Source organism: Methylorubrum salsuginis (assembly GCF_900114375.1).
GTDB classification, from domain to species: Bacteria; Pseudomonadota; Alphaproteobacteria; order Rhizobiales; family Beijerinckiaceae; genus Methylobacterium; species Methylobacterium salsuginis.
The window spans coordinates 239,724-252,211 of record NZ_FOSV01000003.1 but is presented as its reverse complement, the minus strand read 5'-3'; the positions used below and the strand labels follow the sequence as shown (position 1 = coordinate 252,211).

The following is a 12,488-nucleotide window of genomic DNA, read 5'->3' as shown; positions in this document are numbered from 1 at the left end:
GCACCGCGCTCCTGCGCGCGGGGGCGGCTCCGCGCCTTCTTCCGCCGAGCCGCCCTCCCGGCGGCCGACCGAAGTGTTCGCGAGCCGACTCTTAGCCACAGGGGACCCGGCAAGCAAACGGGCCCGCGAGGGGCCCGTTCGTGAGGTTCGGAAGAGGCTGCCGCGGCGGACCCGTCAGTAGGTCTTGTGCAGCTCCGGCTGGAGGCCGTGGACCTCGCCGCCGACCTTCTTCCAGACCTGCTTCTTCACGTAATAGAGCAGTCCGGCCAGCACGATCAGGAACAGGATCACGCGCAGGCCGAGCGCCTTGCGGGCCATCATGTGCGGCTCGGCCGCCCAGGCCATGAAGGCCGCCACGTCGTGCGAGTACTGCTCCACCGTCTCCGGCACGACGGGCTGGCCCTTGTCGTCCTTCGGATAGGTGATCTGGCCCTCGCTCAGCGGGTTCGGCATCGCGATGACATGGCCGGGATAGTATTTGTTGTAGTAGCCGCTGCCCGGCATCTCAAAACCCTTTGGCGGGTCCTCGTAGCCGTTCAGGAGCGCATGGATGTAGTCGACGCCCTGCTCCGAATAGCCGGTGAAGGGCAGCGCATCGAACACGAACCACGGGAAGCCGCGCTCGTAGGTGCGGGCCTTGGCGAGCACCGAGAAGTCCGGCGGCGCCTTGCCGCCGTTGGCGGCGGCCGCCGCCTTGTCGTTCGGGAAGGGCGGCGGGAAGCGGTCGGCGGGGCGGGCCGGACGCTCCTTCTCGGAGCCGGAATCGTCCAGTTCCTTGACGCTGTAGGTCTCGGCCAGAGCCTTGACCTGCGCCGCGCTGAAGCCGGGACCGCCCTCTTCGGAGAGGTTGCGGAAGGCGACGAGCTTCATCGAATGGCAGTTGGCGCAGACTTCCTTGTAGACCTGGAAGCCGCGCTGGAGCTGCGCCTGATCGAACCGGCCGAACATGCCGGCGAAGCTCCACTTCTCGCGGGGCGGGTTGACGCCGCCGTGGCCGTCCTCGGCGCGGAGGCCGGTGGAGCCGAGGGCCGCCGCGAGAAGGCCCGCGGCGGCGAGGAGGGCGATGCGCATACCGTGTCTCCTCAAGGGTGCTCAGCCGCGCTTGGCGGGTTCGGCGGCGGCGCCCGCGGGCATGCCCGATCCGCTCACCTGCTTGCCCGGTCCGGTCACGGTCTCGAGGATCGAGCCCGGCACGCGGTCCGGCGTTTCGAACAGGCCGACGAGCGGCATCACGATCAGGAAGTGGGCGAAGTAGTAGGCGGTGCAGAGCTGCGAGGCGATCACGTAGCCGCCCTCCGGAGGCTTGGCGCCGAGCCAGCCGAGCAGGATGGCGTTGGCGGTGAACACCCAGAAGAACACCCGGTAGACCGGCCGGTAGTTGCAGGAGCGGACCCGCGAAGTGTCGAGCCAGGGCGCGAAGGCGAGGATCAGCACCGCGCCGAACATCAGGATCACGCCGCCGAGCTTGTCGGGAACGGCCCGCAGGATCGCGTAGAACGGCAGGAAGTACCATTCGGGCACGATATGCGCCGGGGTCACCGACGGGTTGGCCGGGACGTAGTTGTCGGCGTGGCCGAGATAGTTCGGCTGGTAGAAGATGAACCACGCGAACAGGATCATGAACACCACGACGGCGAACACGTCCTTGATGGTCGCGTAGGGGGTGAAGGGCACCGCATCCTTGCTCGACTTGATCGGGATGCCCGCCGGGTTGTTCTGGCCGGTGACGTGCAGCGCCCAGACGTGGAGGACGACGACGCCGGCGATCATCCACGGCAGCAGGAAGTGCAGCGAGAAGAAGCGGTTGATCGTCGGATTGCCGACCGAGTAGCCGCCCCAGAGCAGGCTCTGGATCGTGTCGCCGACGACCGGGATCGCCGCCAGGATGTTGGTGATGACGGTGGCGCCCCAGAAGCTCATCTGGCCCCACGGCAGGGTGTAGCCGAGGAAGGCGGTGGCCATCATCAGCAGGTAGATGATGACGCCGAGCAGGTAGAGCACCTCGCGCGGGGCCTTGTAGGACCCGTAATAGAGGTTGCGGAAGATGTGGACGTAGACCGCCACGAAGAACATCGACGCGCCGTTGGCGTGGGCGTAGCGCAGGAGCCAGCCGTAGTTCACGTCGCGCATGATGTGCTCGACGCTCTCGAACGCGTTGGCGGCGCTCGGATCGTAGTGCATCGCCAGCCATACGCCGGTGATGATCTGGATGCCGAGGAACGCGATCAGGATCGCGCCGAAGGTGTAGAAGTAGTTGAGGTTCCGCGGAACCGGGAAGGCGACGAAGGACGAGTGCACCAGGCCGACGAGCGGCAGGCGGGACTCGAACCACTTCGCGACGCGGCTCTTCGGGACGTAGGTCGAGGTCGCGTGTGCGCTGCTCATCGGGTGCCCGCTCCGGCTTCTCGTGTCCTGGTTGTTACGCGGCGGCCTTGCCGCCCTCTTCGCCGATCGTGAGCTTGGTGTCGCTCGAGAAGGCGTAGGGGGGGATCGGCAGGTTGGTCGGCGCGGGGCCGCGGCGCACGCGGCCGACGGCGTCGAACTGCGAGCCGTGGCAGGGGCAGGCCCAACCCTCGAAGTTGCCCGAATGGCCGATCGGCACGCAGCCGAGATGGGTGCAGTTGCCGTAGGACACGAGCCATTGATCGTGGCCGGCCTTCACCCGGGCGGAGAACGGCGCCGGATCGATCATCTGGTCGAGGGGCACGGCCTTCATGTCCGTGACCTCCTTCTCCGTGAGCTTGCGCACGAAGATCAGCTTGCCGCGCCAGAACACGTTGACGATCTGGCCGTCCTGGATCGGGCTGAGATCGACGTCGAGCGGCGCGCCCGCCGCGACGGTGGCGGCATCGGGGGCCATGGAGGCCACGAAGGGCCACGCCACCGCGCCGACGCCCACGGCCAATCCTGCACCGGTCGCGAGAAACAGGAAATCGCGCTTGGTGCCCTCGGGCCCCGCGGTTGCGTGCGTGGCTGTCGTATCCGCCAAGGTGCAACTCTCCCGTCAGTCGGCGCGCCGAAGCCTCTCATGCCGGATCGCGAAGGGTGTTCCTGCGCCCGGCCCTGGAAGCTTTCAAATTTGAACCTGTCGCAATGGCAGACACCATTGCGCGGCAGCAATCAATGCGACGCGCGGTCACCGGATTGCCATCGTTTCCTCGACGCGCTCTCTGACATGCCAGATGCGAACGTGTCCAGACTGCCGCGCTTGTCCGGTCGAGCGGCGCGGCAACGATCCGCCGGGATCGTCACCCGCATCTTCTGCCCTTGCACCGCCGGAGACCGGGGGCGTAAACCGCCGCTCATGAGCGCTTTCCGGGTGATGAGATCGCCGGTTCGCCGAAAGAAAGCGCGGCAGAACAAGGAGCTGGAGCCGCCGGCCCGATGCCGCCGGGTCGGATACGGCTCCAAGAGGAGTTTTCGCGATGACCGACCGCCAGCCCGGCTTCAACACCCTCGCGATTCACGCGGGCGCGACCCCCGACCCGGCGACCGGCGCGCGGGCGACGCCGATCTACCAGACCACGAGCTTCGTGTTCGACGACGTCGATCACGCCGCCTCGCTGTTCGGGCTGCAGGCCTTCGGCAACATCTACACCCGCATTACCAACCCGACCAACGCCGTGCTGGAGGAGCGCATCGCGGCCCTCGAAGGCGGCACGGCGGCGCTCGCCGTGGCCTCGGGCCACGCGGCGGAATTCCTGACGCTGCACGCCCTGATGCAGCCGGGCGACGAGTTCGTGGCGGCCAACAAGCTCTACGGTGGCTCGATCAACCAGTTCAACCATTCCTACAAGAACTTCGGCTGGCAGGTGGTCTGGGCCGACACCGACGACCCGGACTCGTTCGAGCGCGCCATCACCCCGCGCACCAAGGCGATCTTTTGTGAGTCGATCGCCAATCCGGGCGGCGTCATTACCGATATTGCCGCCCTCTCGGTGATCGCCAAGCGCCACAACATCCCGCTCATCGTCGACAACACGATGGCGACGCCGTACCTCATCAAGCCGTTCGAGCACGGCGCCGACATCGTCGTCCACTCGGCCACCAAGTTTTTGGGCGGCCATGGCAATTCCATCGGCGGGCTGATCGTCGATGGCGGCACGTTCCAGTGGCAGGGCGACCAGCGCTATCCGATGCTGTCGCAGCCCCGGCCCGAATATGCCGGCATGGTGCTGGCCGAGACCTTCGGGAATTTCGGCTTCGCCATCGCGGTGCGGGTGCTGTCCCTGCGCGATCTCGGGCCGTCGCTGTCGCCGTTCAACGCCTTCCTGATCCTCAACGGCATCGAGACGCTGCCCCTGCGGATGCAGCGCCACTCCGACAACGCGCTCAAGGTCGCGACCTTCCTCGCCGGCCACGACCTTGTCGATTGGGTGAGCTATCCGGGGCTGGAGACCGACAAGTACCATGCGCTGGCGCAGCGCTACACGCCCAAGGGGGCGGGCGCGGTGTTCACCTTCGGCCTCAAGGGCGGCTACGAGGCCGGCGTGAAGCTGGTGTCGAACCTGCAGCTCTTCAGCCATCTGGCCAATATCGGCGACACCCGCTCGCTGGTGATCCACCCGGCCTCGACCACCCACCGCCAGCTCACCGACGCGCAGAAGACCGCCGCCGGCGCCGGCCCCGAAGTGGTGCGGCTTTCGATCGGCATCGAGGACCCGCAGGACCTGATCGACGACCTCGACGCCGCCCTACGGGCCTGACCCGCGGGCGAGGCCGAGGGCGTCCCGCCAGTCGCCCCGGTCCGCCAGGGGCAGGCCCGACTGGTGCATCCGGGCGAGCAGCGCCCGGTCGGGGAAGCCGCGATAGGGCAGGACGGGAACATGTCGGCCCGCCGGCACCGCGCCCTGCGCGGCGATATCGGCGAGCACGGTCTCGAGCACTCCCCGCCCGCGCTCGTGCAGCAGCCGCGCGGCGCGGGTGGCGCTCGTGCCCTGTGGCAGCGTCACCGGCTCCTGCGCCAGGATCGCCCCGGCATCGATCGCGGCGGCGAGCCGATGGACGGTGACGCCGAAGGCGCGGTCGCCGTCGGCGAGCGCGTGCAGGGTCGGCGTCGGGCCGCGATGGCGCGGCAGCAGGCTCGGATGCACGTTGAGGCCGCCGAGCGGGGCCCGGTCGAGGGTCGCGGCGGAAAAGATCTGGTCGAAGTGGAACGAGACGATCAGGTCGGGCGCGTGCGCGGCGAAGGCGTCGGCCACCTCCGGCCCGTTCACGTCGTCCACCGTCAAGACCGGGATGCCGAGGCGGCGGCAGAGCGGGGCCAGCGGCGTCGCCTCCGGGGGTGCGTTCCGGCGCAGCGTCGTGGATAGGCCGTTGACGAGGTCCGGCAGGCCGAAATTGACCGCGAGATAGGGCAGGAAGCGCGGCCCCGAGCGGGCGAGGTGGCGGCGCACCTGCGCGACGAGCCCGCCGGCCGAGGGACGCTCGGCATGGGACAGGCCGACGAACGCGATGGTTTCGGCATGGTCGGCGACGAAGCGCCGGAGGGCGCGGGCGTTCGGCAGCGCCTCCAGCGCGAAGACGGCGAGCCGCGGCGCGGCCCTCATCGGCGCGGCCGGTTGCGGAAGCGCAGGCCGTGCAGGCCGAGCGTCCGCACCCGTTCGGGCACCAGCAGCGCCCCGCGGGCCAGCGCCGCCAGCGGCCAGGGGAAGGCGACCACGTCGCGGTCGCGCTCCAGCCCGCGCAGGATGCGGGCGGCGGCCTCGTCCGCGCTCATCTCCAGCGGGCGCCAGCCCTTGATGACGCCGCCCATCGGCGTCTTCACATAGCCCGGCGTCACCACGCTGACGCGCACGCCGAGCGGCCGCAGCTTCGACCGCAGCGCCAGCCCATGGGCCAGCAGCGCGGCCTTGGCCCCGCTATAGGCCGGAGCGTCCGGCAGCGGCGCATAGGCGGCGAGCGAGGAGACCAGCGCGATCTGGCCCCGCCCGCGCCGGCTCATCAGGCTGACGGTGGGCAGAAGAACGTTGAGCGCACCGCCGTAGTTGATGTCGGCGGTCTCGAACGCCGTCTCCTCGGTCTCCAGGCTGCCGGACGGATGACCGCCATTGACCGCGGCGTTGACGATGACGAGGTCGAGGGGCGTTTGCCCATCGATCGCCCGCAGCCACACGCCGACGCTCTCGCGGTCGCGCACGTCGAACAGCCCGGTGCGGACCGGCGCTCCGAGCCCCCGGCACTCCGCGGCGACGGCGTCGAGGCGCGCACGGTCCCGTCCGGTGAGGACGAGCTGCGTGTCGGGGCGCCGGGCGCAGAGCCGCGCCAGGGCGGCGCCGATGCCGCTGGAGGCGCCGGTGATGAGGATGACGGGCATTGCGAGGGGATGGCGCGGGGGATGCGGCCTGTAAAGCCCGCCGGGTCGCCCGCGATCAATAGGCCGGCGAGAGCCGTCCGGCCCGCTCGGAGCCCTCGCGCAGGTCGCGGGCGGCGGCCAAGGCGGCGGGTGGCAGGGTCGCCTCCAGCCGCGGCACCGCTCCGGCCACCGCCCGCTCGATGGCGGAGGGCGAGAAGTAGCCGCCGTTGATCTGGGTGCGGTGCATGACGACGCGGCGGAAATCCTCCATCAGCTCCCGGTCGGGTGCCTTGGGGTCCCCCCAGAAGGTGTCGATGTCGCCCTGATGCGTCAGGCCCGGCATGTTGTAGACTGCCTGCCCGAAGGCGAGCGTCGGTCGTCCGCGCTCCAGCGCCAGCATGCCGACCGTCGAGTTTACCAGCACCACGCCGCGGCTGCCGTCGATCAGCTTGGGCAGGTCGCCGCCGTCGATGAAGTCGAGCCGGTCGTTGCAGCCGTGGCGCTTGGCCGCCTGCCGGGCGCGCTTGCGCCAGTTCATGATGCCGCTGTCGAGGGGGTGCAGCTTCACCAGAAGCCGCGTCGGCGCGCTCGAATGCCGGGCGAAGGAGGCGATCACCCGGTCCATGAAGCCCTCGACGCCGAGGAACGGCGAATGGACGCGGATCTGGTAGTCGCTGTCGAGCTGGAGCGGCAGCAGGAAGTACTGGGCGTTGACCGCCTTGTAGTTCTCGCCCACCCGCGCCGCCTCGCGGCGGGTGCGCTTGCGGCGGACGAACTTCTTGATCCAGCCGCCGTATTCCGCCGCGATGTGGTTCGGCCGGTGGCTGCGGAAGCCCGGATAGAGATAGGGGAAGCCGACATTGGCGACGTTGAAGCCGATGTCCCAGATGCTGCGGCGGGCCATGTCGCCGGTCAGCGGCATGGCGCGGCCGGCCTGAGGCAGCTTGCGGGCGATCGCCCGGATCTCCTCGGCGCTCTTGGGCAGCGGGGAATTGCCGTTCACGCCCCCCTGCTCGCAGGTGATCCAATAGGGGCGGATATAGCCTTCCTCGAACACGTGGATGCGCACGCCCATCGGCTTGGCCGTCTGGATCGCCGCCTGATGATAGGGCCGGCAATCGCCGAACAGCACGATGTCGGTGACCGAATGCGTGCGGATATAAGCCTCGAGATAGGCGTCCCAGTCGTCGCGGTTGCCGCGGTAATTGTCGGAGGGCAGGCGCCAGAACAGCCAATCGCCCGCGGAGAAATTGATGCGGCGGACCTTGTGTCCACGATCGCGCAGGGCCCGGCCGAGATCGGAGAAGAACGGAGACGCGATCCCCTGCAGGAACAGGAACGTCGCGGCGTTGGGGCCGGAAGCGTCTGCGCGAGGCTGCGTCATACCGAGGCGCGGTGTCCCTGATCGCTTGAGACGGCGGGTCGACGGCATCTGAAGCAGACGCGTCGCATGTCGTCACCGGCCTCCGCAACCGCGGGACCGGGGCGTCAACACAATTCACGGTCTCCGTTGCCGTCCAGCCACATCCGCGGCCGGAACGGTTTCTCTTTCCCTCGCGATTGCGGCCCGCTTGTGTCGAATCGCCCCTTCATCCCCGCGATCCCCGGAATTCTTCGCACCGCACGCGCCGACAGCCCTCTGGGCCTGCGATCGGTCGACGAAGAGGTCGCCGCAGGGCCGGGCGAGAAGCCCGGGAGGACAGCGAATGGACACGATGTATGCGGCCTCCGGCGCCGGAGGCCGAGCCGCAGGACGCCCTCGCGCCGAAGCTGCCCTTGGGCTAAGGCGGGGCCGCCATGGCCGACGCGCCCCCTTCCGAGCCGCGCGGGATCCCCGTCCCGCCCCGCTCCTACCTGCCGCTGGGCCGGCCGCTGCGCCGCCTGCGCGCCGAGATCGAGGCCTGCACGGGCGTGCCCCTGCGCTTCGACCGGCCCGGCGCGCCCGCCGTCTGGACGCCGGGCGCGGCCTTTCCCGCCGCCGGTCGGGCCGCGACCCTGCGGGTCGCGCCGGGGCCGCTGCTGAGCCCCTACGATTCGCCGGCCACCGGCTTTACCAGCCTGCGCCTGAGCTATGCCGGGCGCGCCCTCGGCGGCGAGGCGCCCCGGCCGGGCCTCGCCCGGTCCCTGAGCGAGGCCCGGCTCACCGGCTTCAACCGCTTTCCCCCCGGATCGGGCGCGGACGAGGCCTTCGCGGTCGAACCCTGCCCCTCGCTCGCCCTGATCGACCCCGATCTCGTCGCCGCGCGGCGGGTCCCCGCCTTCCTGGCGCGGCTGCTGCGGACGTTTCCCGAGGAGCGCTTCGTCGCCGCCGGGCCGGATGGCTGCCCGCTCGCCGGCTTGCCGCGAGACCCGCGCCTCACGGTGCTGTCCGCACCCGCCGACCCCTTCGCCTTGTTCGCGCGCGCCGGGCGCATCCACGTCGCGTCCACGGCCGCTGCCTGCGAGGTGCATCTCGCGGGGCTTCCCGCCCTCTGCACCGATCCGGCCCTCGGGCCGATCCCGATCGAGGCCGCCGGTTCGCTCGCGCTCCGTTACGGCGCGGGCGTCCACGCCTTCGATCCCTGGACGCGCCGACCGATCCCGCTGCTCGATGCGGTGGAGCGGGTGGCGTGGTTGCGCGCGCGCTTCCGCGGCAACGATCGGCGCGTCGTCCTCGTCGGCGTTTCGGGCTGGAAGCGCGAGGCGCTCGACGTGTTCGCCGACGGTCCCGGTGGACGCCCGCTGCACACGATGGAAGCGGCGGAGGCCGTCGCGCTGGCCCGTCGCCACGACGGCGCCGTCTGGGCCTGGGCGACGCGCTGCCCCGAGGCGCTGCCCGGTCTCTGCGCGGAGGCCGGCCTGCCCTTCGCCCGCATCGAGGACGGCTTCCTGCGGTCCGTCGGCCTCGGCGCGAGCCTCAAGCCCGGCGCCTCCATCGTGGTCGATGACCGCGGCATCTACTATGACCCGCGCGTCCGGAGCCGGCTCGCTCACCACCTTGGCGAGACGGCGTTTCCGCCCGAACTGACCGAGCGGGCGGCGGCGTTGCGCGCCGCGATCGTCGCCCGGCGCCTCAGCAAGTACAATGTCGGCGTGGCCGCCCGCGACGCGGACTGGCCCGCGGGGCGGCGCCTCGTGCTGGTGCCGGGGCAGGTCGAGGACGACGCCTCGGTCCTCACCGGTTCGCCGGAGGTGCGCGGCAACCTGGCGCTCCTGAGGGCGGCGCGGGCCCGCAACCCGGACGCCTTCCTGCTCTATAAGCCGCATCCCGACGTGGAAGCCGGCTTCCGGCAGGGCGCGGTCCCTGAGGCCGAGGCCTTGGCGCTCGCCGACCGCGTCGTCTCCGGCCTGTCGATCGTCGATCTGCTCGACCGCGTCCACCACGTCGAGACCATGACCTCGCTCGCCGGCTTCGAGGCGCTGATCCGGGGGCTGACCGTCGCGACCCATGGGCGGCCCTTCTATGCGGGCTGGGGCCTCACCGAGGATCTGGCGCCCGGCGCCGACCGCGGCCGGCGCCTCGCCCTCGACGAACTGGTGGCCGGGGCGCTGCTGCTCTACCCACTCTATCTCGATCCGGTGGCGATGAAGCCCTGCACGCCCGAGCACCTGCTCGACCGGCTGAGCGAGGCCCGTGCCGACGCCCCGGCGAATGCGCTCGCCCTCAGGGCGCTGCCGCATGCGGTGATGCGGGCGCGCTACGCCCTGCTCAATCCGATCCTGCGGCGCCTGCGAGCGCGCCGCGGCGTCGGCCCCGGACGGTGACGGGATGGCGACGCTCGCCCTCGCCCTCCTCTTGGCCCCCGCCTCGGCCCTGGCGTCGTCCTTCGCCGTCGAGGCGGCGACCGGCGCGCGCCGCCCGAGCCTGCGCCCCGTCGACCTCGCCGTGCGCAGCATCGGCTACGGGCTGCTGACGGCCTTCTGGTTCCAGTTCTCCTGGCGGCCCTGGCTCGCCGCCGCCTCCTGCCTGCTGACCGTCGCGATCCTGGCTGCCGTCGATCAGCTCAAGCGCCGCATCATCGGCGAGCCGCCGGTCTTCAGCGACCTGGCCCTGCTGGCGCAGGTGCCGCGCCATCCCGAACTCTACTATACCCGCTCGTTGGCCGATCCCCGTACGGCCGGGCCGCTGATCCTCGGGCTCGCCGTCGTCGCGGCGTGGTACGCCCTCGAGCCGACACTCCTCCCCGAGGGCACCGGGCCCGCTCTGGCCGCCGTCTTGGCCCTGCCGCTGGGGCTTGCCGCTTTCGTGGGCCTCCTCCGCACGTCCCCCGGCCGGTCCCTCGTGCGCCGGTTGTTCCCGCGACCCGATCTGACGGCGGACGTCGCCCGGTTCGGCATCGTGGCGACCATGATGGGCTACGCGCTGCGCCGCCGTGACGAGACGTTCGAACCGCCCCCGCTCCCGCCCGTCCTGTCCCCGGGCGAGCCGGAGGCCGAGCTGCTCGTGCTGGTCCAGCTCGAATCCTTCCTCAATCCCGTCCGGATCGGCGGCCCGCCGCTTCCCGTGATGGACCGCATCCGCGCGGAGGCGGCGCAGTACGGTCGCCTCGCGGTGCCGGCCCACGGCGCCTACACCATGCGGACCGAGCACGCCGTGCTCACCGGCCGCGAGCCCGAAAGCCTCGGCTTCGGCCGCTACGATCCCTATCTCGCGTGGAAGGGCGACGAGCCGACGAGCCTTGCCCGGCTTGCCGGGACGACGGGGTTCGCCACGGTCTTCGTGCATCCGTTCCATCGCGACTTCTTCGACCGGGCGCGGGTCTTTCGCCGCCTGGGCTTCGACCGCCTCGTGATGCAGGAGGCGTTTTCGCAAAGCCCCCGGATCGGTCCCTACATCGCCGACGAGGCGGTGGCGGAGCGCATCCTGGCGGAAGTGGCCGATGGCGGGCGCCGCTTCGTCTTCGCGGTCACCATGGAGAATCACGGTCCCTGGACGGCCGGCCGCCTGCCCGGGATCGAGGCCGGCCTCGCGCAATACGGCCACCACGCCGCCGGCACCGGCCGCGCGGTCGAGCGGCTGATCGACGGCCTGAAGGGCCGGCGGGCGACGCTCTGCGTGTTCGGCGACCATGCGCCCTCGCTGCCCGAATGCCGCCCGCGACCCGAGGGCCCGGTCGCGACCGACTACGCCGTGTTCCGCTTCCCCGCCCCGGCGGACCGGAAGCCCCGGCGGGTCGATCTCACGGCGGGGCAACTCGGCTGTCTCCTGCGGGGCGCACTGGCCGCAAATAAGCCGGGATTAAAGAGCCAAGCGTGACCGTGTCGTCGCGGCGGCGTAAGGGTGCCCGAGGGCCCGGCGCCCGCCCGCGACCGCGTTCGCCGTCGGCTGGTCAGGGCAGCGTTAAATGGATCGCAGCGACTTCCGGGCCATGCTCGGCCGACAGGAGCCGGCCCGCCGGTCCGTCCGGTGTGGGTGGGAAATGACCATGATCTGTGCAACCCGTGCGGCCTCCCGCACCGCCGCGCTCTCGGTGCTGGCCGCCGCGCTCGCGATGTCGGGATGTTCGATCCTGCCGACCTCGGGGCCGACCGCGCGGGCGATCGACGGCGGTGCCGACATCGCCACCGCCGAAGGCCTGTTTGCCCGCTACGAGATCATCGACCTCGATCCGGCCATCGTCGAGGCGCTACGCACCCGCCCCCTCGACAGCCTGCTCGTCACCTTCGGCGACAACCGCCCGGCGGCCGAGCCGCTGATCGGCGTCGGCGACGCGGTGGCCGTGCAGGTGTGGGAAGCCGGCTCCGGCGGCCTGTTCTCCGGCCCGCTCGTGGCCGACCGCTTCTCCGCCGGCTCGAAATCCGCCTTCATCCCCGAGCAGATCGTCGGCCCCGACGGGGCGATCTCGGTGCCCTATGCCGGCCGCATCAAGGTCGCGGGCCGGCGGACCCAGGACGTCCAGACGCTGATCGAGAGCGAGCTGGCCGGCAAGGCGATCCAGCCGCAGGTCCTCGTCAGCGTCACCAAGCCGGTCTCGCAATCCGTCACCGTGACCGGCGAGTCGGCGACCGGCATGCGCGTGCCGCTGACCGGCCGCGGCGACCGGCTGCTCGACGTGATCGCGCTCGCCGGCGGCGTGCGCACCTCGGTCTCCGAGACCTTCGTGCGGCTGTCGCGAGGCGGCCGCACCGTCACGGTGCCGATGAGCACGATCGTGGCCAACCCGCGCGAGAACATCTTCGTGCGGGCCAACGACACGCTGACGCTGGTGCGCGA

The 12,488-nt window shown here is 70.9% G+C and carries 10 protein-coding genes; 4 read left to right on the top strand and 6 right to left on the bottom strand.

Going from position 1 to position 12,488, the window contains the following annotated elements; genetic code table 11:
• Nucleotides 1–174: 174 nt before the first annotated feature.
• Genes BM140_RS06340 through petA form a run of 3 tightly spaced genes read right to left on the bottom strand, consistent with a single transcriptional unit; the run spans nucleotide 175 to nucleotide 2,989 of the window.
• The gene (locus BM140_RS06340; protein ID WP_091943146.1) at nucleotides 175–1,071 is read right to left on the bottom strand and encodes a cytochrome c1; all 897 of its coding nucleotides are present in this window, start codon (nucleotides 1,069–1,071) and stop codon (nucleotides 175–177) included.
• 21 nt (nucleotides 1,072–1,092) lie between these two features.
• Nucleotides 1,093–2,385, bottom strand: a complete 1,293-nt coding sequence (locus tag BM140_RS06335; protein WP_091943144.1) for a cytochrome b — start codon at nucleotides 2,383–2,385, stop codon at nucleotides 1,093–1,095.
• 34 nt (nucleotides 2,386–2,419) lie between these two features.
• Nucleotides 2,420–2,989, bottom strand: a complete 570-nt coding sequence (gene petA, locus BM140_RS06330) for a ubiquinol-cytochrome c reductase iron-sulfur subunit (protein ID WP_091943142.1) — start codon at nucleotides 2,987–2,989, stop codon at nucleotides 2,420–2,422.
• A 436-nt stretch (nucleotides 2,990–3,425) separates the two neighbouring features.
• On the opposite strand from petA, the gene BM140_RS06325 reads away from it, so the two are divergent.
• The gene (locus BM140_RS06325) at nucleotides 3,426–4,706 is read left to right on the top strand and encodes an O-acetylhomoserine aminocarboxypropyltransferase (RefSeq protein ID WP_091943140.1); all 1,281 of its coding nucleotides are present in this window, start codon (nucleotides 3,426–3,428) and stop codon (nucleotides 4,704–4,706) included.
• On the opposite strand, the gene BM140_RS06320 is transcribed toward BM140_RS06325, so the two are convergent.
• The 3 genes from BM140_RS06320 to BM140_RS06310 are packed head-to-tail and all read right to left on the bottom strand — an operon-like array spanning nucleotide 4,695 to nucleotide 7,679.
• The gene (locus BM140_RS06320; protein ID WP_091943138.1) at nucleotides 4,695–5,549 is read right to left on the bottom strand and encodes a methionyl-tRNA formyltransferase; all 855 of its coding nucleotides are present in this window, start codon (nucleotides 5,547–5,549) and stop codon (nucleotides 4,695–4,697) included. The genes BM140_RS06325 and BM140_RS06320 overlap by 12 nt on opposite strands.
• Nucleotides 5,546–6,316 carry an SDR family NAD(P)-dependent oxidoreductase gene (locus BM140_RS06315; protein WP_091943136.1) on the bottom strand — a complete coding sequence of 257 codons (771 nt, stop codon included), beginning with the start codon at nucleotides 6,314–6,316 and terminating at the stop codon, nucleotides 5,546–5,548. The genes BM140_RS06320 and BM140_RS06315 overlap by 4 nt, the downstream gene beginning before the upstream one ends.
• Nucleotides 6,317–6,371: 55 nt before the next feature.
• Nucleotides 6,372–7,679: a capsule biosynthesis protein gene (locus tag BM140_RS06310; RefSeq protein ID WP_091943134.1), complete on the bottom strand. Its 1,308-nt coding sequence runs from the start codon at nucleotides 7,677–7,679 to the stop codon at nucleotides 6,372–6,374.
• A 413-nt stretch (nucleotides 7,680–8,092) separates the two neighbouring features.
• Here BM140_RS06310 and BM140_RS06305 point away from each other — a divergent pair, with 413 nt between their 5' ends.
• From BM140_RS06305 to BM140_RS06295, 3 genes are all read left to right on the top strand, one after another.
• Nucleotides 8,093–10,039 (top strand): capsular polysaccharide export protein, LipB/KpsS family, encoded by a 1,947-nt coding sequence (locus tag BM140_RS06305; RefSeq protein WP_091943133.1) that lies wholly within the window; start codon nucleotides 8,093–8,095, stop codon nucleotides 10,037–10,039.
• A 4-nt stretch (nucleotides 10,040–10,043) separates the two neighbouring features.
• The gene (locus tag BM140_RS06300; RefSeq protein ID WP_091943131.1) at nucleotides 10,044–11,531 is read left to right on the top strand and encodes an LTA synthase family protein; all 1,488 of its coding nucleotides are present in this window, start codon (nucleotides 10,044–10,046) and stop codon (nucleotides 11,529–11,531) included.
• A 235-nt stretch (nucleotides 11,532–11,766) separates the two neighbouring features.
• The coding region (locus BM140_RS06295; RefSeq protein ID WP_425287045.1) for a polysaccharide biosynthesis/export family protein at nucleotides 11,767–12,488 on the top strand (722 nt) is incomplete at its 3' end.

Bases quoted from the DNA above. Each gene is read 5' to 3' on its own strand.
- BM140_RS06340 (WP_091943146.1), bottom strand. From the start codon at position 1,071: ATGCGCATCGCCCTCCTCGCCGCCGCGGGCCTTCTCGCGGCGGCCCTC.
- BM140_RS06335 (WP_091943144.1), bottom strand. From the start codon at position 2,385: ATGAGCAGCGCACACGCGACCTCGACCTACGTCCCGAAGAGCCGCGTC.
- BM140_RS06325 (WP_091943140.1), top strand. From the start codon at position 3,426: ATGACCGACCGCCAGCCCGGCTTCAACACCCTCGCGATTCACGCGGGC.
- BM140_RS06320 (WP_091943138.1), bottom strand. From the start codon at position 5,549: ATGAGGGCCGCGCCGCGGCTCGCCGTCTTCGCGCTGGAGGCGCTGCCG.
- BM140_RS06315 (WP_091943136.1), bottom strand. From the start codon at position 6,316: ATGCCCGTCATCCTCATCACCGGCGCCTCCAGCGGCATCGGCGCCGCC.
- BM140_RS06310 (WP_091943134.1), bottom strand. From the start codon at position 7,679: ATGACGCAGCCTCGCGCAGACGCTTCCGGCCCCAACGCCGCGACGTTC.
- BM140_RS06305 (WP_091943133.1), top strand. From the start codon at position 8,093: ATGGCCGACGCGCCCCCTTCCGAGCCGCGCGGGATCCCCGTCCCGCCC.
- BM140_RS06300 (WP_091943131.1), top strand. From the start codon at position 10,044: ATGGCGACGCTCGCCCTCGCCCTCCTCTTGGCCCCCGCCTCGGCCCTG.